The organism is Arthrobacter sp. G119Y2 (assembly GCF_038069765.1).
GTDB lineage: Bacteria > Actinomycetota > Actinomycetes > Actinomycetales > Micrococcaceae > Arthrobacter_B.
The window spans coordinates 13,406-37,327 of record NZ_JBBPFS010000004.1; the positions used below are offsets into that span (position 1 = coordinate 13,406).

Genomic DNA, 23,922 nt, shown 5'->3' on the forward strand with positions numbered 1-23,922 from the left:
AACACGGGGTTCGCTCCCGGCTCAACCGACGTTTCAGATTAGGTGCCGACGGGCCGGGCGTCGTCGTCGGGCTCCGCGCGGTTCCGGCGCCGGGACCGCAGGCCCGGGATGCGGCCAAAGCGCGGCCGCGGCCAGCCCTGCTGCTCGCGTTTGCCGTTCCGCCGGCCGGCGCCCGGGGCGCTTGACGGACGCGGGCGCCGGGTCATGCGGACGCTCCATTCCCCCGGTCCCGGCAGGCGCCAGCCGCGGCGGCGGGCCACGGTGCAGAGGACGGCGGCGGTCACGATGGCTACCGCCATTCCCACGTTGGGCATGCCCAGGCGGTACAGGATGGCCATTTCGACGGCGGCAACCAGAGCGCCTGTCGCGTAGAGCGTGTTGCCGCCGAAGATGGCCGGCACCCGGCCCACCACAATGTCGCGGATCATGCCGCCGCCCACCGCGGTGGCCACGCCGAGCAGGATTGCCGGCAGCCACTCCAGGCCCACGGTCAGGGCTTTCGATGTTCCGGTGGCGGCCCAGCAGCCCAGGGCCAGGGCATCAATGACAATCAGGAAGCGGTTGGCCCATTTGCCCTTGAGTTCGATCAGGTACGCAATGAACGCTCCGGCAATGGCGGCCAAAAGGTACGCGGGGTTGGTCAGGGCAACCGGTGTTCCGACCTGCAGCAGGGTATCGCGCAGGACACCGCCGCCCAGGGCGGAAGTCAGCGCCAGGACGAGGAAGCCGACCGGATCCATGCGCAGCTGCCGGGCCACTGCACCGCCCAGGACGCCGTTGGCCAGCACTCCGGCAAGGTCCACGACGTTGAAGACGGCCTCCGGATCGAAATTCTCCACGCCGCTCCCGGTGTTAGTTTGCCTGCCCGTGTTTCAGGCATCCATTCTACGGGGCGGCAGCCCCCTGGGCGGCCCTCCAGAGGGCGTTGGAAGCGAGGAGCCCCAGACGGGTCAAGAGCAGCGGAATCACTTCACGGCGAAGTGCGCGGCGAGCTTCCCGAGTGTCTGTTCGATGCTGGCCGGGTGGTTGCGGGTAACGCCCGTGACCCGGTACATCACCCGGTGGCGCACCTTCCGGGCGTCCCACTGCTCGGTCACGAGGGTGCCGCCGTCGGCGGGTTCGAGGAGGTACCGCCAGACATGCCCTCCGGCATGCCGCCAGGCGATGCGGCGGCCCTCTTCGAACTCCGTTACCGTGTTGCGGATTTTGTACGGAATGCCCATCTTCATGTCCATGCCGAATCGGGCTCCCGGGGACAACCGGGCCGGCCCGTCGGGCTGGGCCTCGCGGACAGTGCCGGACCCGTCGATGACGCCGTGCATCGCAGGGCGGGCGAGCAGGTCAAAGACGGCGTCAGGGGCAGCCGGAACGAGCCGGTCACGGGAAATCAGATAAGGACTGTTCATCCGGCCAGTCTAGGGCGCCCGTCATTGCTGACGAGGCACGGACGGCCATGCGCGCCGGCGGTGCGGGATGGTGAGGAAGCCTACGTGGTGCGCTGATAGATCCAGCCGGTTCCGTCCCGCACCAGCCGGTGCCGGGCGGACGCGTCTGCTGTTTCCGCTGCTTTTCCCCCGGCGTCCTCCCCCATGTCTTCCCCCGCGTCCGGATACTCCGGATCACCAGGCCAGACCATCACCGACGGTTCCCGCCCGGGAAGCATGCGCGTGGCATAGGTTTCGGGGACAGCGGCAGCGGCCGCGGCAAGCGCCTCCGCCACACTCTTCCTGCCCAGCAGCCCGTGCAGGGTGACCCAGGTGGGCGGCACCAGATCCATCGTGCCCTCATGTCCGCGCCGGAGCGCCTCCGCGGGCGTAAGCCAGACGGCGTCCACGTGTTCCTCCGGACTCAGCGTGATGTCGCCGGCCGGCGCCGGCGCGAGGAAGAACTCCGTTTTCCAGCGGCGGGGCGCTTCGGGCGGCGGAACCCAGCAGGACAACCTGACCAGTTGCTGCGGCTGCAGCACCAGTCCGGTTTCCTCGGCTGTTTCGCGCACGCCCGCCCGGCGGGCAGAAGCCAGGTTGGCGTCGTCGCCGTCCGCTGTCTCAGCGGCGGTGCCGATATCAACGGCGTCCCCGGGATCCACCACTCCTCCGGGAAATACCCAGGCGCCGGCGAAGGACCCCCGGTGGCGGGGACGTTCGAGCAGCAGCACCTGCAAACCTTCGGGGTCATCCCGCAGCAGCACCACTGTGGCGGCCGTGCCATGAAGCATGATGGAAAATCCGTTCCTGAGGAAACTTTGTGTGACCGGGACCATTAGGTCCCTACTGGATCGTAGCTGTTTGCCCGCAGACGGTAGCCCTCGATCCCGGGAACCTACCCTGAGAACCGGCTGAGAGGCGGGCATGACAGTGGAGAAGTTCGAGTTCAGGAAAGCGTATCCGGAGCTGTACGCACCCGGATCCGGAGATTTTATGCTGGTTCAGGTTCCGCCCCTGCAGTTTCTGGCCTGCGACGGGCACGGAGATCCGAACACCTCCGCCGAGTACTCCGGCGCCCTGGCCTGCCTCTACCCGGTGGCGTACACGCTGAAGTTCGCGTCGAAAAAGGATCTGGGGCGGGATTTCACCGTGGCCCCGCTCGAGGGCCTGTGGCGGGCGGACGATATGGACGCGTTCACCCGCCGGGAGAAGGACACCTGGGACTGGACCATGCTGCTGGCCCAGCCGGAGTGGATCACCGGGGACATGGTGCAGACCGCCGTCACGGCGGTGCGGAACAAAAAAGGGCTTCCGGGTCTGGAACGGCTGCGGCTGTTTCGGCTCGAAGAAGGCACCGCGGTGCAGATACTGCACCGCGGACCCTACAACGACGAGGGGCCAGTCCTGGAGCGGCTGCACCACCAGTGGATGCCCGCCCACGGACTGACGTTCAACGGCGACCACCACGAGGTGTATCTCAGTGATCCGAGGCGGACCGCCCCCGAAAAACTGCGGACGGTGCTGCGGCAGCCCGTCCGTCCGGCAGCTTAGCGGCGGCCCGGGAACTGACGGTCCTGCTGTGCCGCACTCTCCCCGGACGCGGTGAGCGCACCGAGCATCGATTCGAGCTGCTCGTCGCTGACCCGGGTCAGCGCTGTGAGCAACTTGGTGATGCGGGTGCGTTCCCTGTCCTCAAAGCGGGTGGCATCCAAGATGTCGCTGACCCACAATCCGTCCATCGCCAGGCGGATGATCACGCCGATGATCCCTGTGGGCTGGCGGGGGTCCAGATTGTCACGGTCCAGGCGCCGGTTCAGGTAGATCAGTGATTCCGCCAGGTTCGGCCGCCCGACGGCGGTGGCCAGCAGTGCGCCCTGGTCCGTCTCGCTGTTGGACCCAGCATCAGAGAACGCCTTGATGTAGGCGCGGTCCTGCGCGCCCACCGGATCCGGATCAGCTTCCGCCAGCCGGCCCAGTTCATGGACCAGCTCGATGATCATTGCTTCAACGTCCTGCTCGACTTCGTCGATTGGTGCGCCCGGCCTGAACATTCTTCCTCCAGCTCAACGGTCAACCGTGTTTCGGTTGACCGACCAGCTTAGCCCGTTTTCGGATTTCCTTCCGCTCCGGCAACCCTTTCTCCGTCATGCCTGACATCTGCTTGAACCGGGGCCGATTACGGGCTTGTCTTGGGGCATGACTTGGATCACCGTGCGCCGTTCCGCCCAGCTCCTGTTCGGGCTCTTTTGCTACGGCTTTGCAATCGGCATGATGATTCAGGCAAATCTGGGAGTGTCCCCCTGGGACGTCCTCGGGCAGGGTACCTCTAGGCAGTCGGGCATCCCGTTCGGCTTTGTCACCAACCTGATTGGCCTGCTGGTGCTCCTGCTGTGGATTCCGCTCCGGCAGAAACCGGGGATTGGCACTGTCCTCAACGTACTGCTGGTGGGCCCCAGTGCCGAGATCTGCCTCATCCTGGTTCGGCAGCCCGAGCAGCTCTGGGCGCAGGTGCTGCTTTTCGCCGGCGGGCTGCTCCTGCTCGCTGCGGCCACGGGGCTTTACCTCGGAACACGGCTGGGACCGGGTCCCCGGGACGGACTCATGACCGGAATACATATCCGTTTCGGCTGGCCGGTCTGGGCGGTCCGCACCGGTATCGAAGTGGCCGTGCTCGCTCTTGGCTGGGCGCTGGGAGGCACCGTAGGGCTGGGCACGGTGGCCTTTGCCCTGCTGGTGGGCCCGCTCATCAGCCGCGCCCTGCCGCTCTTCGACATGCGGGGAATTCCGCTGCGTGCGCAGAGCTAGCGGACGCTCGCGTTACGTCCTCAGCCCATAGGTTAGGAGGGCGTTCCCTGAGGCCGTTATCTGCGAATCGGCCAGCCTCAGCCGGGTCAGCGGATCCCCGGGCTCGAACAGGCGCCGACCGGTGCCAACCACCACCGGGTGGATCATCAGCGTGAGGGATTCCAGCAGACCGGCAAAGAGCAGTCGGCGTACCACGGAGATGCTGCCGTTCACCGCAATGTCCCCGCCGTCGAGCTCCTTGAGCCGCCGCACAAAATCCTCCAGCTCGCCGTCCATCAACCGGGAATTGTTCCACTGCAGGTCTTCGTCCGAGAGCGTTCGGGAGGCCACAAATTTCCGGACCGGGTTGATGAAGCCGCCAAAGTCGTCCGAGGTGTTGCCCGGCCAGTAGTCCGCCCACTGCTGATAGGTCACCCGTCCCAGCAGCACCGTGTCCTGGGTGGACAGGGCCGCTTCCATGGCGGCGCCCATATCCTCGTCAAAGTGGTCAAACTGCCACTCCCCCGGGTTTTCCACCACACCATCGATGGAACTGAACAGTGCCGCCGTCACCTTGCGCATGGCCGTACTCCCGCATCTCTGGTCCGATGTCCGGCCTTACGCGCCGCCGGACCGTTCCCCGGAAGAATAGTCGCTGCGGATGCAGGAAGGAACGCCGGACGGGGTTCGCGCGGGGGTTCCGGCCGGCGCTGATGAGTCTTACGATGGGGCGTGCCTCTTCACCCTCTCCCAAGGAGGAATGGCCATGCCTCAGAGCACGCCGTCAACGCCCGGCCAGCAGGGCCCGGCCGGGCGGCAGGACTACGGCAACGTTCCCGTGATCATCTCCGCCGTTCTGGCAGCAGTGGCCGGAGTGTCCGTGGCGCTCTTTTCCACCGGAGGCACGGAGCGCGAGTTCCGGTGGGAGCTCGGCGTCGCGGCTGCCTGCGTTACCTTCATTGTGTCGCTGCTGATTTTCCTGCTCCTGATTTTGACTGCCCGCCCCAATCCCGAGCATCTGGGCAAAGGCACCGGGATCAAGCGCAGTTTTGGATCGCGTCCCGGTGTGACGGACGACGACGGCGAAGGCGACGGCGAGTTCCGTTCCGGCACCCCCGGCCCCCGCTGATTCCCGGCCCGTACTGATTCCCGGCCGGCGCTGATTCCCGGCCCGTACTGATTCCGGCCGGCGCTGACGGCGGCAGTCCTGCCGGCAGCGCCCCTCTCAACGCGCGAAAATCTTCTCCAGCAGCTCTCGGGAGCGGTCCATGGCGGCGGCGCCGGGCCACCCGCCGTCGTCCTCCGGCTCGCTCTCCTGCAGCACCACGCGGACGACTGCCAGCGCCAGGCCCACGGCCATCCGCGCCTCGGCGGCGAGCTCCGCTGCCGGTTCGGTGCGAAGCTGATCCCGGTACCGGGTGACGACGAGGTTCACCAACTGGTTCTCATGGACCGCCATCCATTCGTTCTGCTTGGACAACAGCTCCGGTGTGCCCATCACCACCTGCATCCGGGCCCGGGCCAGTTCGGCGTCGGGCTGGCCTTCAAACAGTGCGGAGAACACCGCTTTGGCGAGCGCGAAAACCACCGGGGCGGCGCTGTCGGCCCGAAAGGCGCGGGCCACCGCCTCGGTTGCATCGGCGGGAGGCGGCCCAAGAAACACGCCTTCCTTGGAGCCGAAGTAGTTGAAGAAGGTCCGCGGCGAGACCATGCCGGCGGCACAGATCATGTCCACCGTCACCCGGTCATACCCGCGCTCCAGCACCAGGTCTATCGCGGCCCTTTCGATCACGGCACGGGCGGCTGCGCGCTTGCGGGCGCGCAGCCCCTCGCCGGGGTGCCCCTCGCCGTCGTGCCCCTCAGCGCCCGGCTCCTCGACGCCCGGATTACCGCCCTTGCCTGCCCCCGCCGTCGTCATGGTCGCTGCCCCCGGTCTTCAGCCGCTACTCGTACCGCAGGGCGTCGATTGGATTCTGCTTCGCCGCGCGCCGGGCCGGCAGGGTGCCGGCCAGGAAGGCGATCAGCATAACGACGCCGATGATAGTTGCAACGGACGCCGGGGTGAACAGCATGATGTGGAGTCCGGGCAGCGATGAGAGGACGGTGTTGGAAAGCACCGAACTGATCACCGAGCCGAGCCCGACGGCGACGCCGGCTCCCAGGGCTGAGCCGAGGAAGCCGATGAAGATCGCTTCAACGCTGAACAATGCAAAAATCTTGCCGCCGCCCATGCCCATGGCCTTCATCAGGCCGATCTCCCGGGTGCGTTCCTGCACGCTCATCAGCAGCGTGTTGACGATGCCGAAGCCTGCGGCGATCAGGGCGATGACGGCGAAGGCGTTCAGGACGCCGATGATGCCGTTGATGACGGTCTGGATGGCGCCGATCTGGTCGGCAACCGTGAGGCCGGTGAAGCCCTTGGCGTCCAGGTCAGCCTTGACCGCGGCCAGGTGTTCTTCGTCCGTGCCCTCGTCCAGGTACGCCACGGAGGTGATGTAACCGGTGGAAACGCCTTCCGGAATTCCGGTGCGCTGCAGGGCGTCCATCTCGGCACGCAGGCCGGCGCTGAAGCCGGATCCGTCGCCAAAGAGCGAGTCGTTCTGCACGCCGGCAATGACGGCGTCAACGGTGTGCTGGGTTCCGGCATAGTCAGTCACGGCAAGAGTGACGGTCTGGTCCACGGCTGCCTGCTCGTCGGTGAAGCCCAGCGCTTCCACGTAGCTGGACGGGACCAGCACTTCCAGCGAGCCGCTGTCCTCCGCGAGCTGGCGGCCGGCGGCGAGGTCCGCATCCGCCAGCCCCGCCATCGGGTTCACGGTCAGCTCAAACTTGGCCCCGCCGTCGTACTGGATGAAATCGGGAGCGAGCATCGCGGCCGGTTCCACCTTCTCGATGCCTTCGGTGGCACGGATAGCCTCGATGTCCGCATCGGAGAGCAGGGTGAAGTTGCCCTGGGTGGCGGCGCCGTCGGGGTTGTATTCCTTGGGCCCCTCATCGGCCGCTTCCGCTTCGGTGGCGGGCGAGACCGTCATCAGGTTGTCGCCGCCGATGGCGCCCACCTGCTTGTCGATGTAGTCCGAGACGCCGGCACCGATGGCGCTGGTGAGCGTCAGGGTGAAGGCACCGATGAAGATCGCGACGACGGTGAGCGCGGTGCGGACCTTGCTGCGGAAGGTATTGGATACGGCAGAGCGGAGAATGTCGCCGGCGGTCATGCGGAGGCCCCTGTGGTGATGGTGGTGGAGGAAAGCTCGGCGGCCGACACTTCGCGGCCGTCCTTGATGTAGAGCTGGCGGCCGCAGCGGGCCGCGAGGTCGGTGTCGTGGGTGACGGCGATCAGGGTGATCCCCTGTTCCCTGTTCAGGTCGAAGAGGATGTCTTCGACGACGGCGCCGGTGGCGGTGTCAAGGTTGCCGGTGGGTTCATCGGCGAAGATCACCGACGGATTGTTCACCAGGGCGCGGGCGATCACCACCCGCTGTTTCTGGCCGCCGGAGAGGTCCGTGGCCTTGTTTCGAGCCTTGTCCGCCATTTCCAGGCGTTCCAGCGCCTCCATGCCGCGCTTTTTCCGCTCGGCCGGCTTTACTCCGGCGATCATGAGCGGCAGCACCACGTTGTCCAGCACCGAGGAGTTGGGGGTGAGGAAGAACTGCTGGAACACGAATCCGAAGTCCCGGTTGCGCAGCTCGTTCAGTTCGTTCTTGCCCAGGGAGCGGGCATCCTGGCCCTTGACCGAGATGATGCCGCCGTCGGGCGTATCCAGCAGTGCCAGCAGGTGCATGAGTGTCGACTTGCCGGATCCGCTCTTGCCGACGATGGCCAGGGAATCCCCGGCCTCCACGGCAAGGCTGACCCCTTTGAGTGCGTCAAACCGGTTCTCCCCCTGGCCGTATGACTTGGTCAGGTCCTGGGCGCTGAGTACGTGTGGTGTCATAAGCCAACCGTACGTGCAGCACCTGCAAGTTTGCAGGGAGTGCACCTTTGGTAGGCGGGCGCTGGCCTTACCCTGCCCGGTGCACCCTTTACACGGCGCAGCGGGGCCGCTTGACTCGTGGTGGAGTTACCGGACCGGCCGGCCCGGACACCGGCAGGAGGGAAAGGTGCCTGAGATGTCCCGTCGAACCTTTGCAGCTGCCGCTGCCGTACTGGCAGCCGGTGCCTTCATCCCGGGCTGCCGCCCGGTGCGAAGTACGGATGCCGGGATACACGCAGCCCGCCTCAGCGCCCGGCCGGAGAAGGACGGCGTCGCTGCGGCCCCGGGACAGCGGCCTCTGGGACTGGTCGCTGAACGTGATGCGCTGCTGTATGTGCCGGCTGAACCGGCCGGTTCGGCGGCTGCCCCGGGCGGACTCCTGCCGCTGCTGGTTCTCCTGCACGGTGCAGGTTCGGACGCCGCGGGAGGACTGTCCCTGCTGACGGGCCTTGCTGATGAGTACGGGCTGGTACTGATGGCTCCCGCGTCGCGCTCCGGAACCTGGGACGCCATCCGCGGCGCATACGAGGCCGACGTGGATCATATCGATGCAGGGCTGCGGGAGACGTTTTCCGCCGTCGGCATTGATCCCGAGCGCATCGGCATCTGCGGCTTTTCCGACGGCGCGTCCTATGCGCTGGGCCTCGGTCTGGCCAACGGGGACCTGTTTTCCAAAGTGATCGCCTTTTCACCGGGATTCATTCCGTCCGGTCCGCGGCAGGGCAAGCCGGCTGTCTTTGTTTCCCACGGCACCGGTGACGACGTTCTCCCCATCCGTTCCACCAGCCGGAAAATCGTCCCGGCCCTCGAACGGGACGGATACGACGTCACCTACCGGGAGTTCGACGGCGGCCACACGGTCCCGGCGGCGATTGCCAGGGAGGCCCTGGACTGGCTCGGGTGGTGAGCGGACCAGCTGTCTGAAGCAACTAGCTGCGGAACCGCTCCCAGGCTGACTGGCGGGACATGCCCAGCGCTTCGCCGATCCCGGCCCAGCTGATGTGCCGCGCGCGGGCTGCGGCGACCCACCGGCGCAGGTGGTTTTCGACGTCGTCGCGCGCCCGGGCGACCTGCGGCAGCTTCTCCAGCAGCTCCTTGTCGCTGAGGAGGTCCCATGGGGCTCGGGGCGCGGGCTGCACATCCGACGGCGCCTGCCGGAACAGGACGAGCGCGGCCTCTGTGCAGTTCCGGCAAATGGCAGCTGCCGGCGCACCCACCAGCAGGCCGGTCTCCTCGCGCGGGCGCAGGCAGAACGAACACATAAACGGCTGAGCGGCAGGATCCGCGGCAGCAACTTCTCCGGATTCCCCGGAACGGCTTTCCATTCCCCCACCCTACGGTGCAGCTTGAACCACCTGCCGTACGCCTGCCTTGTGAGCCCTTGCCGTGTCAGGTATTACCTGACAGACTCGCCGGATGTCAGGGCTTGCCTGACATCGGTAATCCACAGGGGGAAACATGGCAAAACGGGTTTCGGAGGTTCATTCTGCCGCCTCCGCCGGCGAGGCAAGCCCACGGACGCTTCGGTTTATCCTGGCCGCCGGCGCCGCGGAGGGTTTCGGAGATGCCCTAACCCGCACGCTCCTGCCCATCCTGGCCGTAACAGTGCTCGGTCTCGGCACCGGCTTCGTGGGCCTGCTGAACGCCGTCAGCCTCACCGCGTTTCTCCTGCTGGGCATGCCGGCCGGAATGCTCATTGACCGGATCCGGAACAGGACGCGTGCCATGGGGGCGGCAACCCTCGGCCGCTGCCTCGCTGCGGTGCTTCTCACTGCGGGATACTGCTTGGAGCTGCTCTCAGGACCCGCCCTGCTGGGCGCCGCCGTCCTTGTGGGTGTGGCCGACGTCGTCTTCACCACCGCGCAGAGCACCGTCATTCCCGCAGCCGTGCCTCCCCGGGGACTGAAGGCGGCCTACTCCCGCCTGGCACTGGTGAACCAGGCGGCGTCGACAACCGCGGCAGCCGCAGGCAGCGCCGCACTGGCGCTGCTCGGCCTGCCCGGCATAATGCTGGCGGCGGCCGCCTCCTACGCAGGGTCGCTGGTTTTCCAGCGCGGCATCCGTGTCAGCCCCGTTCCGCGGGTGCGCCGGAGGGAAGCGGGCGGGCAGTTCCGCCGCGGGTTCGCCACCCTGCGCCGGACCCCCGCGCTGTGGGCACTGACCCTTTCCGGAACTCTGACCAACGCCGGAGCAATGCTGGGCAACACGGTGCTGCCGGTGTTTGTCCTCCGGGATCTGGGGATCGACCCGGCGGCCTACGCAGCGCTGGGCGTGGTGGCTGCGGCCGGTGCCATGGCCGGTGCTGCCGCCGCGCCGCGCCTCACCGCCGGACTTGGCTTGAAGGTGCTGCGGACCGGCGCGGCACTGCTGGCTGTTCCCGCGGTGGGCATGGCCATGGCCTGCCAGTGGCTTCCCGGGCCTGAGATCACGTGGCTGGCGGCCCAGTCGCTGGCCTGGAGCTTTCTGGTGTCGGTCTCGGCGGTGGCCGGGGCGGAGGTGCTGCCCCGGACGGTGCCGCCCGGGGAACTCGCCACCGTCGGGTCGGTGCAGCGCACCATCACCTTGGGAGTCATGCCGGTCGCGGCAGTCCTGGGCGGTTTGGCCGCGGGGCTGGCCGGCCCCGTTCCGCTGCTGGCGGTGTGGGCTCTGTTGTCGGGGGCGGCCGCCCTTCCGCTGCTGCGGGCGGATTCCCTCCGCGGATTCCGGTGACGGGCGGCACGAACGCCTGTCGGGACCTGCTGGCTGCAGCCGCGTAAATTGAAGGACATGTCCATCCAGCACGAAAAGTTTCTTGTTCCGGCAGGCGGAGTCGAAGTCTCGGCGGCCTTTGCCTCCCCCGCAAACGCAACCGCCGCCGTCGTCGTCGCGCACGGCGCCGGCGCCGGGATGGATCACCCGTTCCTCACCGGCTTCACCGATGCGCTCAATGACGACGGCGTTGCCACGCTGCGTTTCAACTTCCCCTACCGCGAGGCCGGGAAGAAGTTTCCGGACCGCCCTCCGGCTGCCATCGAAGCGTGGCGGGCTGCCATGACTGCGGCGGCCGCCCGGACACCGGGTCTTCCGCTCTGGGCGTGCGGCAAATCCTTCGGCGGGCGGATGGCCTCAATGGCCGCCGCGGAGGGAATGACGACGGCGGGCCTGATCTTCCTGGGTTACCCGCTGCATCCGCCGGGCAAGCCCGAAAAGCTGCGTGACGAGCATCTGTACGGGCTGACCCTGCCGATGCTGTTTCTGCAGGGAACCCGGGACCCGTTCGCGCTGCCGGGGGAACCGGAACCCGTGGCCGAACGCATTGGCCCCAACGCCCGCATTCACTGGGTCGACGGCGGCAACCACTCATTTGAGGTCCGCGGGAATAAGCGGGACCCGGAGGTTGTGGGGGCCGAGCTGGCCGGCCCGGTCGTGCGGTTCCTGGAAGGGACGGCGCCGGACTGAGCCGATACCGGGGCGGCACAGCCCACGCACCTCCGTGAGATAGGTTTCACCCCCTGTCCCGACGGGCCCGGCACTGGGTAAGCTATCGCCATGCTGAAGAGACTGGCGAAGAAGGTCGCGGTTGCAGCCCTGGTCTTCACGGCCCTTGCTGCAGGCCTGGTGGCGGTTCTGGGATACGGCGCCTTCCAGATGCTCGGGTGGATCCTCTCGGAATCCTCCGATCTGGCGGACGGCGCCGAGGGTTTTTCCGGGTTCGACGACGGTCCCTCCCTGCTCTCATTCTTCGGCGTCTTCATCGCGCCGTCGCTCTTCATCGGAGCGGCGGTGCTGCTGACCCTGGGCGTACGGGGCGTCAGGCGCAGGGCGCGCAGGGCCCAGAACCGACGTTATGACGCCGCTGCGCAGGCTGAAGCTTGGCGCCGGCTGTACCAGCGCCGCGACGAACTGCTGGTGAAGTGGTCCCGGTATGAAACCGATGTGTCGCTGATGATCGACTACCCGGTCATGACCGACTACTCCGACCCCGTCATCCGCGACGTCATCGTCGCTATGCAGGGCATCCGGGCCGCTGAGGCGGAAGCCCTGGACCTCGGCCGCGGCCAGGTAGAGGCTTCCACGCTTCGCCGCGCCGTGGACCGTTTCGAAGTTGCCTTTGTCACCGCCGAAAAATACGCGCGGCGCTGCGGGCAGTCAAAGCTCAGCGATGCCGAACGCAGCAAGCTCGCCACAGCGCGGCAGGCGTTGAACATCATCCTCGACGGCGCCGCCACCCCTTCGGAGGTGGAAGCGGCCTACCGCAGCCTGCGGGGTTCCCTGCGCGGGATTATTGATCTGCCGGATCAGGCCGTCGCCGGCCTGGAAGCGCACACCCGGCAGAGCCTGGGCGTGCACCCGCACGGAGCGCATCAGCACCGGAGGGTGTCGGCGGAACGGGCGGCCTGAGGCAGGCCGCCCGCCGCCGGAGAGGTTAGCGCAGCGCCGGAGAGGCTAGCGCGACTGCAATGGGTTAGCGCGGCTGCGCCGGATTGGTGGGATCGCCCTGCGACGGCGGATTGATCTTGGGTCCGGTGGTCGCCGGGGAAACCTTGGAGCCCTGCTGATTCTGCGTCACCTCGGGCAGGTCCTCCGGAACCGAGCCGCTCGGCTCCTCACCGTTGCGCAGCGCGTCCAGCCGGCGCTCAAGGACCTGAATCACCGGCAGCCGGTTTCCGTGTGCGCGTTCGTAGTCCAGCAGCCCGGACACTCCGGCTTCGTCGAGCGGATGGATCCTGGACGGCAGTGAGCCCAGCGGAATGTGGTCGAAATCGGGCAGCTGAAGGTCTTCGTGCGCGGGTGAATCGGTCATGGTTGCTTCCTCCTGCAATTTGTCGGGTTTGGCTCTGGCGCTCTTTCGGGAACAGCCTTTCGGGAACGGTGCAGCGGGACGGCTGTCAGCCGGCACTGCCGCGGGGGTAGTCATCCTCGTCAGGAGGCAACCCGCCGTCGGCCCCCTGCTCAAGCCGGTCCGCTTCCGAGCCCTCCGGCCGCAGCGGATCTCCGTGCGCCCGCACGGGGTCCTGGATTCCGCTGTCTTCCTGGGCCTCGGGGACCGTGGGAGCCTGCTGCTCCAAGGCATCGGCTTCGTTCTGCGCCGGCACGGCGGATGTGTCATCTGCGGTGGGCATCGTCATTCTCCTTTGCTGTCGGCGGCTGCTGCGGGACAGCAGCGCGAAGGCTGTCGAGATCGCGCCGGCCCAAGTCCCGGGTGCCCGAAAACAGGGCTTCCCAAGAGCTGCCGGCACCATTAGATTATAAGCCTGCTTACCACTTTGCCAGTGAAAGGACTGTCATGAACCAGCCGGAACAGCAGCAGGACACCCCGGGCACGCAGGGCCAGATGACCCCCACTCCGGACTGCGGCGAAAAAACCTACCGAGGAATGGGCAAGCTCACCGGCAAGACCGCGGTGATCACCGGCGGCGACAGCGGCATCGGCCGTGCAGTCGCCATCGCCTACGCACGCGAAGGCGCCGACGTCGTCATTTCCTACCTGAATGAGGACGACGACGCGAAGGAGACGGCCAGTTGGGTGGAGGAAGCCGGACGGCGCGCCGTGCTGGTTCCCGGAGACCTGGACACGGCCGAGCAGTGCCGCAAGGTCATCGAAACCGCGGTGCGCGAATTCGGCAAGGTCGACATCCTCGTGAACAACGCCGCGTACCAGATGAACCACGAGACTCTGGAGGAGATTTCCGACGAAGAGTGGGAGTACACGTTCAAGGTCAACATCAACGCCATGTTCTACCTGGTCAAGGCCGCACTTCCGCACATGGCGCCCGGATCCGCAATCATCGGCAGCTCCTCGGTGAACTCGGACATGCCCAGCCCCACGCTCGCGCCGTACGCGGCCACGAAGTCGGCGATCGCCAACTTCTCCGCCAGCCTCGCGCAGCTGCTGGGCGAGAAGGGCATCCGGGTCAACAGCGTCGCGCCCGGACCCATCTGGACGCCGCTGATTCCCGCCACCATGCCGCCGGAGAAGGTGGCGTCCTTCGGGTCCGACACCCCGCTGGGCAGGCCCGGGCAGCCCGCCGAACTGGCACCGGTGTACGTGCTCCTGGCGTCCGACGACGGCAGCTACATCTCGGGTGCGCGGGTTGCAGTGACGGGCGGCCGCCCAATCCTGTAACCCTCCCGGCGGCGGCGTTCCGCCGTCGCGCGTTCCGCAAGGCCCGCTGTCACACGTTCCGCCGGGGCGCCGTCACACCCCGCGTTAGAGCCGGGAGCTTGGGATAGTCTGTGAATTTCAGCGACAGGCCGACAAAGGAATTCATGACAGTCTCCACCAGCACGCGGCTCTCCGACGGCCGGGAACTCATCTATTTTGATGCCTCCGCGGAGACTGCACGCCGGCGGACGGCAGCCCCGGCTGATCGCCGGGGACTGCCCGCCCGGCCCGGCAACGGCACCGCCCGGTACGACGCACTGACCGGAGAGTGGATCGCAGTGGCTGCACACCGCCAGTCACGGACCCACCTGCCGCCCGCCGACCAGTGCCCGCTGTGCCCGTCGTCGCCGTCGCGCGCCTCGGAAATCCCGGCTGAAGACTACGAAGTGGTGGTGTTCGAGAACCGCTTTCCGTCCTTCGGCCCCGATCTGGGCATGCTCCCCGACAACCCGTCCTGGGGCACGACGGCGCCTGCCTACGGACGCTGCGAAGTGGTGGCCTTCGACTCCGCACACGAAGGGTCCTTCGGGTCGCTGTCACCGGAGCGCGCCCGCACCGTCGTCGACGCCTGGGCACAGCGCACGGAGGCGCTCTCCGCCATGGAAGGCATTCGGCAGGTGTTCTGCTTCGAGAACCGCGGGGCAGATATCGGTGTAACCCTCCTGCATCCGCACGGCCAGATCTATGCCTACCCGTTCATCCCTCCGCGCTCCGCGGTCATGGCGCAGCAGGCGGCAGCCTTCCACGAGGCCTCCGGCGGACGGCAGACCCTGATTGGTGCAGCTCTGGAGGCGGAACGGAGCTCCGGGGACCGGATGATCCTCGAAGGCCGGCACTTCAGCGCCTTTGTTCCCTTTGCAGCCCGTTGGCCGCTGGAAGTCCATTTGGTGCCCCACCGCCAGGTGGCGGACCTTTCCGAACTGAACGACGACGAGCGCGACGACCTGACGTCCGTCTACCTTGACCTGCTGGGCCGCGTGGACGGCCTGTACTCCATACCCACCCCGTACATTGCCGCCTGGCACCAGGCCCCGCTGGACCCCCGGTTCCGCCCGGCGAGCCGCCTGCACCTGCAGCTGACCTCGCCGCGCCGGGCTGAGGACAAGCTGAAGTTCCTGGCCGGCTCCGAAGCGGCGATGGGAGCCTTCATCAACGACACCCTTCCCGAACAGGTGGCAGCAAGCCTGCGTGCCGCCGCCCCCTCTTCCTCCGCCGATAAAGTGCAGTCCGCAGGAAAGGCCCGGTCATGACTCTCTCCGCCCCTGAACTGGCAGCCGCTTTCACCGAGCGTTTCGGGCGGGAGCCGGCAGGGATCTGGTCCGCTCCCGGACGGGTTAACCTGATTGGCGAGCACACCGACTACAACGACGGTTTTGTGCTGCCGTTTGCCATCAACCGCTCGACGTCGGTGGCTGCCGCGCCGCGCGGCGACCGCAACGCGCACATCCATTCGGCGTTCGACGGAGGAAGCACGGCCAGCACCCATCTGGACGACCTACGGCCCGGCAGCGTCGAAGACTGGGCCGCTTATCCGCTGGGGGTGCTGTGGGCCTTCGAGGACCAGGGCACCAAGGTCCCCGGCGTCGACGTGTATCTGGATTCGGATGTACCCGTAGGGGCGGGCCTCTCCTCTTCGGCTGCCCTCGAGTGCGCTGTGGCAGTCATGGCCAACGACCTCTCCGAGGCCGGACTGACCGGACCCGAACTGGCCGCACTTGGCCAGCGGGCCGAAAACCTCATGGTGGGTGCACCCACCGGAATCATGGACCAGTCCGCATCCCTGCTCGGTGAGGAGGGACATGCCGTCTTCCTGGACTGCCGCAACCGGGAAGCGCAGCTCGTACCGCTGGATCTGGCCGGCAACGGCCTGACCCTGCTGGTGATCGACACCCGGGTCAGCCACGAACATTCCACCGGCGGTTACGCCTCCCGGCGGGCCTCCTGCGAGCAGGGCGCCAAAGCCATGGGAGTCGCTGCCCTGCGCGATCTCAGCACGGAAGACCTGGCCGAGGCCGCCGGCATCCTGGATGAAGAGACCTTCCGCCGCGTGCGGCACGTGGTCACGGAAAATGCCCGTGTGCTGGCTGCCGTCGACGTCCTGCGCACGGAAGGTCCGGCCAAACTCGGTGCCCTCCTCGTGGAAAGCCACGCTTCCATGCGCGACGACTTCGAAATCTCCTGCCCCGAGCTGGATCTGGCGGTGGAGACGGCCCTCGGCGCCGGTGCGCTCGGCGCCCGGATGACCGGCGGCGGGTTCGGCGGTTCGGCCATCGCCCTGGTGAACTCCGACGACGCCGGCGCCGTCACCGATGCTGTGACCCGCGCCTTCGCCGCGGCGGACTACGCCGCTCCCGCCGTCTTCACCGTGCTGCCTGCCGCCGGAGCCGGCCGGACGGAAGGCTAGGACCGAAGGCTAGGACGGAGCCGCTCCACATCTCTCGTGCAGATAACGGGCCTGCAGAGATTCCATCCAGCCCGGCTCAGTGGCTAACGGTCCCGCGCCTGGACTCCAGCACCGGCGCTATCCAAGCATCGCAGACGATTCCGGTCACCCACGAGTAGACCGCCTTGTGCCACACATCAACCACGGTTTCGCCTGCCGGCCAGGAGGTCGGCGGAGCTCCGACACCGGTGGCATTCTCCAGCGTCTGGTCCGTGGCCAGCCGCACTACGGTGTGGGTGGTGTTCGCCACCGGACCCCGGATACCCGTTACCGCCCAGACTCCCCGCAGCGCGCCGAGCACGGCACCGGTCCCCCAGTGCATGGCGTGGTTCCAGACCGGCGGGCGGGCGTCGTCGTCGGGCTTCTGGCCCAGCAGCGACAGCAGGGTTCGCGCCGGCACGTAGGAATTGGGCCGCGAGGTGAACAGCTGCTCCACCTTTTCCCCGGCGGTCATCGCTGCCACACCCACCAGCCCCGCCGCCGCTCCCGACCCTGCCGCCTTGAGCAGCGTTCGTCCGCGTCCTGCCATGGTTGACCTCCCCTGTCCGAGTTTTCTGTCTGGGTTTAGTACGTGAAACCCAGCCTAGGAGACGGGGCCGGATCCGGCACCTGTGATGACGCAGGTGCTACAGGTTCTGCCGGAGCCAGGCACTGGCCCGCGCGGCTGTCCGTTGAATTTCCTCCGCTGATCTGCCGTTGACCACGGCAAACGCGAGCTGCTGCAGCCGGAAGGTGTTTCGCCGCACCAACGCCCGGCTGGTGTCCTCAGAATCGGCGATCAACGGCAGCTTGTCCCACCCGTTCCACGCACCGACGCATGCAAGGTCAGTAGAACGGTCGCTCCGGGAAGCCAAATCCCAATCGAGGACTCCGACGACCCGTCCGCCGTCCCAGAAGACGTTCTGTCCGGCCAGATCGCCGTGGGCGAAGACCTCCCGGAAAGGTTCAAGGGCCGCCAGGGCGCAGACCGCGTGCAGGGCCCGCCCCTGAACGTCCCCGTCCAGAAGCGGAACCACCTCCTTCCGCTGGATGCCGTACCACTCGGCCCCTCCGCAGAATTCCAGGGGCTCAGCGAGCAGCTCTTCGATTGGCCCGGTGGGAATGGACGCAACCCGGGCGAGCAGCTTCCGGAGCTCACCCAGGTCCCCCTCGCCTGCCGGGCAGGGTGCCCCGGGTATCAGTTCGGTGGCGACCGCCGAGGTCCCGTCGAGTTCCACGACCGGACCCAGCGACCGCGGGAGCAGGAAGCCAACCGATGCGGGGATGCTGTCCACAAGCTGCTGCCGCCGCCGCATCCCGGCCGCAGTGCCGAGATCACGCCGCACCCGAACGGCGGCGTACCCCCGGAGCAGGACAACGGTGTGTGCTGTTCCAAGGTCCACAACGGTCCGCTGTGCTGCCTGTGCTCCCGGCGGCAAACCATCGACGGCAAGATCCACAATGTCGTGCAGAACGCCGTTCACGCTTTTCCCCATGGTCCGAAAGTAACAGGGCTGAGCCGGAGAATCGGGCACACTGGCTCCATGGCCGCACACACCCTGATACAAACCGCAGAGATGGAGCTTCTCGAGTCCTCGACGCGGGGCAATGCACCTCGGGTTCGGGAACTGCTACACCCGGGCTTTCTCGAGATCGGCCGTTCCGGGCGGCGGTGGACCCGCGCCGAGGTCATCGAAGCACTGAACCGCGAAGCCGCGCGCCCGGTGCCGGACACGGACGAATGGGACTTCACCGAACTCGCTCCGCACCTTGTTCTCGTCACCTACCGGATCCGTTCGGGCACCCGACAGAGCCGCCACGCTTCACTGTGGGACACGTCGGCCGCCACGGCACGCCTGCGGTATCACCAGGGAACGGTCGTGCCGCCGGACTTCGAGTAAGCCTGGAAACCCGGAGGGTCCGGACATGAGGCAGGGCCGGAAAACACTAAAGTCCCGGAACCTGTGAAGGTCCCGGAAACACGGAAGGCCTGCCCGGTGCCGGGCAGGCCTTCGCGGTCCGGCAGGTGCCGGATCTGTGGAGATGGGGGGAATCGAACCCCCGTCCGATGTTGAGTTGAAAGGGCTTCTCCGGGCGCAGTCTGCGTCGGATTTTCTTGGCCCCAGCCGTCGTACAGACGTGCGGCTGATCCGGGCCCAGCCGTTAAAGTGTCCTGAACACCCCAACGGCAAGAGTGTTCAGCAGTGGCCCTCTAAACGACGCCAGATACCGGAGCGAGAGCAACTCCGGGCTGACGGACTGTGCCTTACTGCTTAGGCAGCAAGGGCGAAGTCAGTGCGCATAGGTTTGGCACTTATTTTTTTGCAGAGAGCGTTAGCGAGATAACTCTGCATCCTCGGCCCGCTTCCCCTTTCGCGGCAAACACCGTCGAAACCGATCATCCCCGTTTTAGTTATCAAGGTTTGTGTAGTTATCAAGGTTCATGCACTCACGCCGCCGGCCCGTTCCCGGCGTCCAAAAATAATAACGCAGGCCTCCCCGGGATGATTCCCGGTGCGCCGGAAAAAACCCGTGCGCATGAGAAATGTGCACGAGAATGGTGGGATGAACAACTTTCAGCCCGGGGAGGGCACCGGCCGGGCCCCGCAGCAATCGGTCAGCGTCGCTGAGCTCGCCCGCCGCGCGCGGTTGCTGGCATCTGCAGGAACGCGTCGGATTTTGGGGATCACCGGAGCGCCCGGGGCGGGCAAGTCCACGCTTGCGGCGCACCTCGTGGAAACGCTGGGTCCCGAAACCGCCGTCTTGGTGCCGATGGACGGTTTCCACCTGGCCAACAGCGTGCTGGACGCGTTGGGCCGGCGCGGGCGCAAGGGTGCTCCGGACACGTTCGACGACGGCGGATACGCTGCGCTGCTGGAGCGCCTCCGCAGCCAGACGGCCGAGGAGCCGGTCATTTACGCCCCTGACTTTCGGCGCGAACTGGAAGAACCGATCGGGTCTGCTCTAGCCATCCGTGCCGCTGTCCCGCTCGTCATCACCGAGGGCAACTACCTGCTCCTCCCCCGGGGCCACTGGCCGCGGGCCCGGGCCGCCATGGACGAGGTGTGGTACCTCGAGGCCGACGACGCCGTCCGCCGTGAGCGGCTGATCCGCCGCCACACGCAGTTTGGCAAGACGGCGGATGAGGCCCGCGAGTGGACCTCGGGCAGTGACGAAGCCAATGCCCGGATCATCGCAGCCTATGCAGGGCAGGCGGACGCCGTCGTCCGGGTTGCCGATGCATCCGCAGGACACGGGTAACCCGGCGGATGCATCGACAGCAGGCCGCTAGCGGCGGCGTCCGAAGATGAGGGAGGCAGCAGCCGTGGCGGCAGTCACCGTAAAGACCGACGGCCAGGCACCGAGCTTCTTCGCGAGCGGGTGCGACAGGCCAAACGCCGTCACGTAGCCGGCGGTCAGGGCTGCGGCCGTACCGGTGCCGGCGTCGCGCTTCCACAGGGTAAAGGCTGCCGCGCCTGCGGCAGCCAGGACCGCTCCGCCGAGCTGGCGGTTGCCGGTGTCCCGTGCGGTCTTGTAGCCGCCGATCAGACCGGCGCTGGAAACGAGGGAACTCAGAAGTGCACTCACTGCGGATTTTCTCCTTTTAGCTGGGAACAAGTTCCAGCCTAGCGCGGCCCACCGTCTAAGCTGGGGCGGACCCCTTCCCCTCCCGCTGAAGGACTGAACATGACGACGACACCCGAAAATCTGCTGGCTGACGATGCCGCACTGGAAAAGGTGGCCACCGGCGCCGACTGGGCCGAAGGGCCGGTCTGGATTCCCGGGCGGTCGGCGGTGCGCTTCAGCGATATTCCGGGCAACCGGATCCTGGAATACCGCGAGCGGACCGGCGACTTGGAGGTCTACGCACAGAACGCCGAGTTCACCAACGGCCGGGCTCTGGACCTCGACGGAGCGGTCATCCAGTGCTCGCACGGCCGGCGGGCTATTGAGCGGGACACCGGCACGGCGGACGACGCCGTCCCCGCCGTCAGCACGCTTGTGGACTCCTACAACGGGCGGCGGCTGAACTCGCCGAACGATGTGGTGGTGAAGTCCGACGGCACCATCTGGTTCAGCGATCCCTCCTATGGAATCCAGAAGGAGACGGAGGGCCACCCGGGCCGGGAAGAGTACGGTGACCGCTATGTCTTCCGCTTTGATCCGGCCAGCGGTGAGCTGACTCCGGCGGTCATTGACGTCGAGGTGCCCAACGGGCTGGCGTTCTCCCCGGATGAATCCGTCCTGTACGTATCGGATACCTCGCTGGGCACCCCCGCCATGGACGGCGGCGAGCGCCTGCACTGCCACGCAATTCATGCGTACGACGTCGTCGGCGGCCGGTTTGCCCGCAACGGACGGGTTTTTGCCGAGGTGGATCCGGGCGTTCCGGACGGCTTCCGGGTGGACGTCCACGGCAACATCTGGTCCTCGTCGCAGGACGGGGTGCAGGTGTTTTCCCCCGAAGGTGAGCAGCTGCTGCGGATCCCGGTTCCAGAGACTGTCAGCAACGTGTGCTTCGGCGGCGAGGACGGCACCACCCTGTATATGACGGCGTCGAGCAGCCTGTACCGGATCCGCACCACGGTTACCGATGCGGCTGCCGCGCTTCGGGACGGCGGCCGTTAGAGGCGGTCGTTAGAGGCGGCCGTTAGAGCAGCAGCCGCCGGGCGGTTGCCCCTAGCCACGGTCAGCTGAATCGTGCGGCGGTGGACACCGCGAGGTTGCGGGCTGCAGTGAAGCGTTTGGCCGTGCTGGCCCGGTTCAGCAGCCGTGCCGCACGCACCATCCGGTTTCCCCGGCGGCGCCGGCCGGCGTCGTAGGCGCGCAGGGCGGCGTCGGCGTCGGAAGCCTTCGCCAAGGCCTCCACCAGCGCTACCGCGTCAAGAAGTGCTTCGCAGGCGCCCCGCCCCAGGTTTGGCGCCATGCCGTGGGCGGCATCGCCCAGCAGCACCGTCCTTCCGAAGACGTAGGAGGGCAGCCGCGGTATGTCGAACAACTCGCGGTAGTCCACCGGGCTCCCCTCGAGGTTTCCAATGACCCGGACCACGGCCGGATGCCAGCCGCGGTAGAGGCTGGTCAGTATCTCACCCGCCCTTCCCCGGACTTCTTCCGGGGAACCTTCCCCTGGTCCGGAACCCTGTCCGGCACCTTGCCCGGAACCTTGCCCGGAACGGAAGAGCGCCAGGTCTTCAGAGCGGATACAGGCGAACCAGTTGGTGTTTTGCCCGTCCAGCGGTGTGATGCCGAACAGGCGTCCGGGCCCCCACGTCTCCGTCACTTCGGCAGCCGGACCGGGAACAACACCCCGGAATGCCACCGTTCCCAGCGGCCGGGGCCTCGCGGCGCAGCATCCGGTGCGCAGCCGGCTGGAAATACCGTCCGCGGCAATAACAACGTCGGCGCGGGGCAGGGTTTCCAGGCCGGCAACCGGCGAGTTCCAATGAATGATCCCCGGGGGAAGTTCATCCGCCAGCGCCTCCAACAGGACTGTCCGGGGCACCAGTCTAGCGGTTCTGCCTCCGCCGAGCGCCGCAATCTCGCTGCCGTCGGGCCTCAGGAGGCGGGCACCGGGCTGCTCAACCGAACCGGCGCGGACCGTCGCGCCGGCTCCCAGCACATCCAGTGCCCGCGTTGCCTCCGGCCACATCGCCAGCGCCGTTCCGCTTCCGGGCAAGCTCCCGTTCCGTTCAAGGACCTGCACTGACCAGCCGGCACGGAGCAGCCCCCGGGCGGCGGCCGTTCCTGCAATGCCTGCTCCGACGATCACTGCCGATCCGCGCATCGCCGCCCCTCCTCAATCTCCGGAGCCGCGCCCGGCGGCCAATCCCGGTAAGCCTGCCGGAAACCGATGAATGATGCAACGGCCGCTCACGTGGCCAGCAACGGGCGCAGATTCTCCCAGGCCCAGGCGCCCAGCGTGGTGGGAGTGGTTGAGAGGTAGTTCCGCTGATTCTCCGGCGTAAAACCCAGCTGGCCCCGGGACATGCCCAGCACTCCCTCGACCTGTGCCTCGGTGAGGCCGGCAGCGCGCAGCCCGGCCGCGGCGTCGCCCTCCGCCATTTGATCAACGACCAGCTCGCGGCCGACTGCCTCTCCGACGATCCGTGCGACTTCCGGGAAGGTCAGATCCCGTGGCCCAAGTACGCCAAGCGTGCTCACCCCGGTCCAGTCCCGAGCCAGCAGACGCGCCGCGGCCACATCGCCCACATCCCGCGGGTCCACCCAGGGCATCTGGTGCTCCGCCGGAAGCGTCGTGGAGAGCACGCCCGCCCGCAGGGACTCCAGATCCATCAGCAGATTGGTAAAAAAGTAGCCGCAGCGCAGATGCGTCACGTGCGCGCCGGTGGCATTGAGCAATTCCTCGGTGCCGCCCAGTCCGTCAATCTCGCCGAAACCGCTGCGGGCTTCGGCGCCGACACTGCTTTGAAACACCACCCGCGGCACGGCATTGGTGCTGACCGCCGATGCCGCAGTCCTGCCCATCCGGAGATATCCGGCAACCGGATCGTCATCCCCGGTGGGAGGATCCACCCAGTACAGCGCATCTGCACCCAGCGTCGCCCGGATCACTGCCCGTTCATCCCCGGAGTCGCCTTCCACCACATCGCAGCGTCCAATGAGGGCGGGATCCAAACGGCCGGCGTCCCGCACCAGGACCGTGGGCTGCATTCCCGCCTGCACCAGCAGCTGGACCACCCTAGATCCCACGCGTCCCGTTGGGGTTGTCACCACAATCTTCATGAGAATCCTCCGCAGCCGTCGCCACCAGAGTGGCCTGCCGGCAGGTATTCATCAAGAGGAAGCGCTCACTCCGTGGTTCCGGTGCTGCCTCCGGCGGTCCGGTAGCTCCACAGCTCGGCGCTCAAACCGACGGGCTTGCTCCGCGGAGTCCCCGCCGGCTCTCCGTCACCTGCCGCTGCTGCGCCGTGCCCGTGGCCGAAGTTCTTAGACTCCACCCAAGCCTGGAACGACTCCTCATCCCGCCACCGCGTGAGAACAAGCCAGGTCGTGCGTTCGTCGGTGGGCTGCAGCAGTTCAAACCCCTCGAAGCCGTCCTGTCCGTCCACGGCACCGGCACGGGCTGCAAACCGGTGCGCGAGCTCATCTCCGGAATCGGCGGGAACGGTGATGGCGTTGATCTTGATAATGGTCATGGCCCTATTATCGTCGG

Annotated in this window: 29 protein-coding genes, 1 other RNA gene and 1 pseudogene; 13 read left to right on the forward strand and 18 right to left on the reverse strand. The window is 67.2% G+C overall.

Annotated elements, in window-relative coordinates; translation table 11 throughout:
- Positions 1-38 precede the first annotated feature (38 nt).
- The 3 genes from WKB88_RS09270 to WKB88_RS09280 all read right to left on the reverse strand — a co-directional run bounded on the left by WKB88_RS09270 (position 39) and on the right by WKB88_RS09280 (position 2,215).
- Complete coding sequence (locus WKB88_RS09270) at positions 39-839, reverse strand: trimeric intracellular cation channel family protein (protein ID WP_341394274.1); 801 nt, start codon at positions 837-839, stop codon at positions 39-41.
- 126 nt (positions 840-965) lie between these two features.
- Positions 966-1,406 (reverse strand): SRPBCC family protein, encoded by a 441-nt coding sequence (locus tag WKB88_RS09275; RefSeq protein ID WP_341394275.1) that lies wholly within the window; start codon positions 1,404-1,406, stop codon positions 966-968.
- 80 nt (positions 1,407-1,486) lie between these two features.
- Positions 1,487-2,215, reverse strand: coding sequence for an NUDIX hydrolase (locus WKB88_RS09280; protein ID WP_341394276.1), 729 nt, complete (start codon positions 2,213-2,215; stop codon positions 1,487-1,489).
- Between the two features lie 133 nt (positions 2,216-2,348).
- On the opposite strand from WKB88_RS09280, the gene WKB88_RS09285 reads away from it, so the two are divergent.
- On the forward strand, positions 2,349-2,975 hold the full coding sequence (locus WKB88_RS09285; RefSeq protein ID WP_341394277.1) for a GyrI-like domain-containing protein: 627 nt from the start codon (positions 2,349-2,351) through the stop codon (positions 2,973-2,975).
- 152 nt (positions 2,976-3,127) lie between these two features.
- On the opposite strand, the pseudogene WKB88_RS09290 reads toward WKB88_RS09285, so the two are convergent.
- Positions 3,128-3,475: pseudogene (locus tag WKB88_RS09290) on the reverse strand (TetR family transcriptional regulator); the annotation flags it as partial.
- 145 nt (positions 3,476-3,620) lie between these two features.
- Here WKB88_RS09290 and yczE point away from each other — a divergent pair.
- Positions 3,621-4,229: a membrane protein YczE gene (gene yczE, locus WKB88_RS09295; protein WP_341394279.1), complete on the forward strand. Its 609-nt coding sequence runs from the start codon at positions 3,621-3,623 to the stop codon at positions 4,227-4,229.
- Between the two features lie 12 nt (positions 4,230-4,241).
- On the opposite strand, the gene WKB88_RS09300 is transcribed toward yczE, so the two are convergent.
- Positions 4,242-4,790, reverse strand: a complete 549-nt coding sequence (locus WKB88_RS09300; RefSeq protein ID WP_341394280.1) for a dihydrofolate reductase family protein — start codon at positions 4,788-4,790, stop codon at positions 4,242-4,244.
- A 184-nt stretch (positions 4,791-4,974) separates the two neighbouring features.
- Here WKB88_RS09300 and WKB88_RS09305 point away from each other — a divergent pair, with 184 nt between their 5' ends.
- Positions 4,975-5,337 (forward strand): hypothetical protein, encoded by a 363-nt coding sequence (locus WKB88_RS09305; protein ID WP_341394281.1) that lies wholly within the window; start codon positions 4,975-4,977, stop codon positions 5,335-5,337.
- A 96-nt stretch (positions 5,338-5,433) separates the two neighbouring features.
- Here WKB88_RS09305 and WKB88_RS09310 read toward each other — a convergent pair whose 3' ends face one another.
- The 3 genes from WKB88_RS09310 to WKB88_RS09320 are packed head-to-tail and all read right to left on the reverse strand — an operon-like array spanning position 5,434 to position 8,142.
- Positions 5,434-6,126 carry a TetR/AcrR family transcriptional regulator gene (locus WKB88_RS09310; protein ID WP_341394282.1) on the reverse strand — a complete coding sequence of 231 codons (693 nt, stop codon included), beginning with the start codon at positions 6,124-6,126 and terminating at the stop codon, positions 5,434-5,436.
- Between the two features lie 25 nt (positions 6,127-6,151).
- Positions 6,152-7,423 carry an ABC transporter permease gene (locus WKB88_RS09315; protein ID WP_341394283.1) on the reverse strand — a complete coding sequence of 424 codons (1,272 nt, stop codon included), beginning with the start codon at positions 7,421-7,423 and terminating at the stop codon, positions 6,152-6,154.
- Positions 7,420-8,142 carry an ABC transporter ATP-binding protein gene (locus WKB88_RS09320; RefSeq protein ID WP_341394284.1) on the reverse strand — a complete coding sequence of 241 codons (723 nt, stop codon included), beginning with the start codon at positions 8,140-8,142 and terminating at the stop codon, positions 7,420-7,422. The genes WKB88_RS09315 and WKB88_RS09320 overlap by 4 nt, the downstream gene beginning before the upstream one ends.
- A 175-nt stretch (positions 8,143-8,317) precedes the next feature.
- Here WKB88_RS09320 and WKB88_RS09325 point away from each other — a divergent pair, with 175 nt between their 5' ends.
- A complete protein-coding gene (locus tag WKB88_RS09325) occupies positions 8,318-9,088 on the forward strand; it encodes an alpha/beta hydrolase (protein ID WP_341394285.1) in 771 nt (256 codons plus the stop codon).
- Between the two features lie 22 nt (positions 9,089-9,110).
- Here the strand turns inward: WKB88_RS09325 and WKB88_RS09330 are convergent, their stop codons facing one another.
- On the reverse strand, positions 9,111-9,506 hold the full coding sequence (locus WKB88_RS09330; protein ID WP_341394286.1) for a ClpX C4-type zinc finger protein: 396 nt from the start codon (positions 9,504-9,506) through the stop codon (positions 9,111-9,113).
- 133 nt (positions 9,507-9,639) lie between these two features.
- Here WKB88_RS09330 and WKB88_RS09335 point away from each other — a divergent pair, with 133 nt between their 5' ends.
- From WKB88_RS09335 to WKB88_RS09345, 3 genes are all read left to right on the forward strand, one after another.
- Complete coding sequence (locus WKB88_RS09335; protein ID WP_341394287.1) at positions 9,640-10,890, forward strand: MFS transporter; 1,251 nt, start codon at positions 9,640-9,642, stop codon at positions 10,888-10,890.
- 57 nt (positions 10,891-10,947) lie between these two features.
- Positions 10,948-11,619: an alpha/beta hydrolase family protein gene (locus WKB88_RS09340; RefSeq protein ID WP_341394288.1), complete on the forward strand. Its 672-nt coding sequence runs from the start codon at positions 10,948-10,950 to the stop codon at positions 11,617-11,619.
- 90 nt (positions 11,620-11,709) lie between these two features.
- A complete protein-coding gene (locus tag WKB88_RS09345) occupies positions 11,710-12,561 on the forward strand; it encodes a hypothetical protein (protein ID WP_341394290.1) in 852 nt (283 codons plus the stop codon).
- 64 nt (positions 12,562-12,625) lie between these two features.
- Here the strand turns inward: WKB88_RS09345 and WKB88_RS09350 are convergent, their stop codons facing one another.
- Entirely contained in the window at positions 12,626-12,964 is a 339-nt protein-coding gene (locus WKB88_RS09350; protein WP_341394291.1) for a hypothetical protein, read from the reverse strand.
- A gap of 85 nt (positions 12,965-13,049) precedes the next feature.
- Positions 13,050-13,283 (reverse strand): hypothetical protein, encoded by a 234-nt coding sequence (locus WKB88_RS09355; protein WP_341394292.1) that lies wholly within the window; start codon positions 13,281-13,283, stop codon positions 13,050-13,052.
- 164 nt (positions 13,284-13,447) lie between these two features.
- Between WKB88_RS09355 and WKB88_RS09360 the strand changes: the two genes are divergently transcribed.
- From WKB88_RS09360 to galK, 3 genes are all read left to right on the forward strand, one after another.
- Entirely contained in the window at positions 13,448-14,287 is an 840-nt protein-coding gene (locus WKB88_RS09360) for an SDR family oxidoreductase (RefSeq protein WP_341394293.1), read from the forward strand.
- Between the two features lie 143 nt (positions 14,288-14,430).
- Positions 14,431-15,576: a galactose-1-phosphate uridylyltransferase gene (gene galT, locus WKB88_RS09365; RefSeq protein ID WP_341394294.1), complete on the forward strand. Its 1,146-nt coding sequence runs from the start codon at positions 14,431-14,433 to the stop codon at positions 15,574-15,576.
- On the forward strand, positions 15,573-16,730 hold the full coding sequence (gene galK, locus WKB88_RS09370; protein WP_341394295.1) for a galactokinase: 1,158 nt from the start codon (positions 15,573-15,575) through the stop codon (positions 16,728-16,730). Before galT ends, galK begins: the two co-directional genes overlap by 4 nt.
- Before the next feature lie 76 nt (positions 16,731-16,806).
- Here galK and WKB88_RS09375 read toward each other — a convergent pair whose 3' ends face one another.
- Complete coding sequence (locus WKB88_RS09375) at positions 16,807-17,298, reverse strand: hypothetical protein (protein WP_341394296.1); 492 nt, start codon at positions 17,296-17,298, stop codon at positions 16,807-16,809.
- Positions 17,299-17,395: 97 nt separating this feature from the next.
- Positions 17,396-18,244: a phosphotransferase family protein gene (locus tag WKB88_RS09380; RefSeq protein ID WP_341394297.1), complete on the reverse strand. Its 849-nt coding sequence runs from the start codon at positions 18,242-18,244 to the stop codon at positions 17,396-17,398.
- Between the two features lie 48 nt (positions 18,245-18,292).
- Here WKB88_RS09380 and WKB88_RS09385 point away from each other — a divergent pair, with 48 nt between their 5' ends.
- Entirely contained in the window at positions 18,293-18,649 is a 357-nt protein-coding gene (locus WKB88_RS09385) for a nuclear transport factor 2 family protein (protein WP_341394298.1), read from the forward strand.
- Between the two features lie 134 nt (positions 18,650-18,783).
- On the opposite strand, the gene ssrA is transcribed toward WKB88_RS09385, so the two are convergent.
- Positions 18,784-19,154, reverse strand: a transfer-messenger RNA (tmRNA) gene (gene ssrA, locus WKB88_RS09390).
- Positions 19,155-19,313: 159 nt separating this feature from the next.
- Here ssrA and WKB88_RS09395 point away from each other — a divergent pair.
- Entirely contained in the window at positions 19,314-20,009 is a 696-nt protein-coding gene (locus WKB88_RS09395) for a nucleoside/nucleotide kinase family protein (RefSeq protein WP_341394299.1), read from the forward strand.
- Between the two features lie 27 nt (positions 20,010-20,036).
- Here the strand turns inward: WKB88_RS09395 and WKB88_RS09400 are convergent, their stop codons facing one another.
- Positions 20,037-20,336 carry a hypothetical protein gene (locus WKB88_RS09400; protein ID WP_341394300.1) on the reverse strand — a complete coding sequence of 100 codons (300 nt, stop codon included), beginning with the start codon at positions 20,334-20,336 and terminating at the stop codon, positions 20,037-20,039.
- Positions 20,337-20,435: 99 nt separating this feature from the next.
- Here WKB88_RS09400 and WKB88_RS09405 point away from each other — a divergent pair, with 99 nt between their 5' ends.
- Entirely contained in the window at positions 20,436-21,377 is a 942-nt protein-coding gene (locus WKB88_RS09405) for an SMP-30/gluconolactonase/LRE family protein (protein ID WP_341394301.1), read from the forward strand.
- Between the two features lie 61 nt (positions 21,378-21,438).
- On the opposite strand, the gene WKB88_RS09410 is transcribed toward WKB88_RS09405, so the two are convergent.
- From WKB88_RS09410 to WKB88_RS09420, 3 genes are all read right to left on the reverse strand, one after another.
- A complete protein-coding gene (locus tag WKB88_RS09410) occupies positions 21,439-22,533 on the reverse strand; it encodes an FAD-dependent monooxygenase (protein ID WP_341394302.1) in 1,095 nt (364 codons plus the stop codon).
- 86 nt (positions 22,534-22,619) lie between these two features.
- On the reverse strand, positions 22,620-23,492 hold the full coding sequence (locus WKB88_RS09415) for an NAD(P)H-binding protein (RefSeq protein ID WP_341394303.1): 873 nt from the start codon (positions 23,490-23,492) through the stop codon (positions 22,620-22,622).
- 65 nt (positions 23,493-23,557) lie between these two features.
- The gene (locus WKB88_RS09420) at positions 23,558-23,905 is read right to left on the reverse strand and encodes an antibiotic biosynthesis monooxygenase family protein (protein WP_341394304.1); all 348 of its coding nucleotides are present in this window, start codon (positions 23,903-23,905) and stop codon (positions 23,558-23,560) included.
- Between the last annotated feature and the right edge of the window lie 17 nt (positions 23,906-23,922).

What these genes read in the sequence shown, in the direction of transcription:
- WKB88_RS09285 (WP_341394277.1), top strand. Translation starts at nt 2,349, where the DNA reads ATGACAGTGGAGAAGTTCGAGTTCAGGAAAGCGTATCCGGAGCTGTAC.
- WKB88_RS09320 (WP_341394284.1), bottom strand. Translation starts at nt 8,142, where the DNA reads ATGACACCACACGTACTCAGCGCCCAGGACCTGACCAAGTCATACGGC.
- galK (WP_341394295.1), top strand. Translation starts at nt 15,573, where the DNA reads ATGACTCTCTCCGCCCCTGAACTGGCAGCCGCTTTCACCGAGCGTTTC.
- WKB88_RS09345 (WP_341394290.1), top strand. Translation starts at nt 11,710, where the DNA reads ATGCTGAAGAGACTGGCGAAGAAGGTCGCGGTTGCAGCCCTGGTCTTC.
- WKB88_RS09395 (WP_341394299.1), top strand. Translation starts at nt 19,314, where the DNA reads ATGAACAACTTTCAGCCCGGGGAGGGCACCGGCCGGGCCCCGCAGCAA.
- WKB88_RS09405 (WP_341394301.1), top strand. Translation starts at nt 20,436, where the DNA reads ATGACGACGACACCCGAAAATCTGCTGGCTGACGATGCCGCACTGGAA.
- yczE (WP_341394279.1), top strand. Translation starts at nt 3,621, where the DNA reads ATGACTTGGATCACCGTGCGCCGTTCCGCCCAGCTCCTGTTCGGGCTC.
- WKB88_RS09355 (WP_341394292.1), bottom strand. Translation starts at nt 13,283, where the DNA reads ATGCCCACCGCAGATGACACATCCGCCGTGCCGGCGCAGAACGAAGCC.
- WKB88_RS09300 (WP_341394280.1), bottom strand. Translation starts at nt 4,790, where the DNA reads ATGCGCAAGGTGACGGCGGCACTGTTCAGTTCCATCGATGGTGTGGTG.
- galT (WP_341394294.1), top strand. Translation starts at nt 14,431, where the DNA reads ATGACAGTCTCCACCAGCACGCGGCTCTCCGACGGCCGGGAACTCATC.
- WKB88_RS09315 (WP_341394283.1), bottom strand. Translation starts at nt 7,423, where the DNA reads ATGACCGCCGGCGACATTCTCCGCTCTGCCGTATCCAATACCTTCCGC.
- WKB88_RS09385 (WP_341394298.1), top strand. Translation starts at nt 18,293, where the DNA reads ATGGCCGCACACACCCTGATACAAACCGCAGAGATGGAGCTTCTCGAG.
- WKB88_RS09340 (WP_341394288.1), top strand. Translation starts at nt 10,948, where the DNA reads ATGTCCATCCAGCACGAAAAGTTTCTTGTTCCGGCAGGCGGAGTCGAA.
- WKB88_RS09415 (WP_341394303.1), bottom strand. Translation starts at nt 23,492, where the DNA reads ATGAAGATTGTGGTGACAACCCCAACGGGACGCGTGGGATCTAGGGTG.
- WKB88_RS09335 (WP_341394287.1), top strand. Translation starts at nt 9,640, where the DNA reads ATGGCAAAACGGGTTTCGGAGGTTCATTCTGCCGCCTCCGCCGGCGAG.
- WKB88_RS09325 (WP_341394285.1), top strand. Translation starts at nt 8,318, where the DNA reads ATGTCCCGTCGAACCTTTGCAGCTGCCGCTGCCGTACTGGCAGCCGGT.
- WKB88_RS09380 (WP_341394297.1), bottom strand. Translation starts at nt 18,244, where the DNA reads ATGGGGAAAAGCGTGAACGGCGTTCTGCACGACATTGTGGATCTTGCC.
- WKB88_RS09350 (WP_341394291.1), bottom strand. Translation starts at nt 12,964, where the DNA reads ATGACCGATTCACCCGCGCACGAAGACCTTCAGCTGCCCGATTTCGAC.
- WKB88_RS09410 (WP_341394302.1), bottom strand. Translation starts at nt 22,533, where the DNA reads ATGCGCGGATCGGCAGTGATCGTCGGAGCAGGCATTGCAGGAACGGCC.
- WKB88_RS09275 (WP_341394275.1), bottom strand. Translation starts at nt 1,406, where the DNA reads ATGAACAGTCCTTATCTGATTTCCCGTGACCGGCTCGTTCCGGCTGCC.
- WKB88_RS09375 (WP_341394296.1), bottom strand. Translation starts at nt 17,298, where the DNA reads ATGGCAGGACGCGGACGAACGCTGCTCAAGGCGGCAGGGTCGGGAGCG.
- WKB88_RS09310 (WP_341394282.1), bottom strand. Translation starts at nt 6,126, where the DNA reads ATGACGACGGCGGGGGCAGGCAAGGGCGGTAATCCGGGCGTCGAGGAG.
- WKB88_RS09330 (WP_341394286.1), bottom strand. Translation starts at nt 9,506, where the DNA reads ATGGAAAGCCGTTCCGGGGAATCCGGAGAAGTTGCTGCCGCGGATCCT.
- WKB88_RS09305 (WP_341394281.1), top strand. Translation starts at nt 4,975, where the DNA reads ATGCCTCAGAGCACGCCGTCAACGCCCGGCCAGCAGGGCCCGGCCGGG.
- WKB88_RS09360 (WP_341394293.1), top strand. Translation starts at nt 13,448, where the DNA reads ATGAACCAGCCGGAACAGCAGCAGGACACCCCGGGCACGCAGGGCCAG.
- WKB88_RS09420 (WP_341394304.1), bottom strand. Translation starts at nt 23,905, where the DNA reads ATGACCATTATCAAGATCAACGCCATCACCGTTCCCGCCGATTCCGGA.
- WKB88_RS09280 (WP_341394276.1), bottom strand. Translation starts at nt 2,215, where the DNA reads ATGCTTCATGGCACGGCCGCCACAGTGGTGCTGCTGCGGGATGACCCC.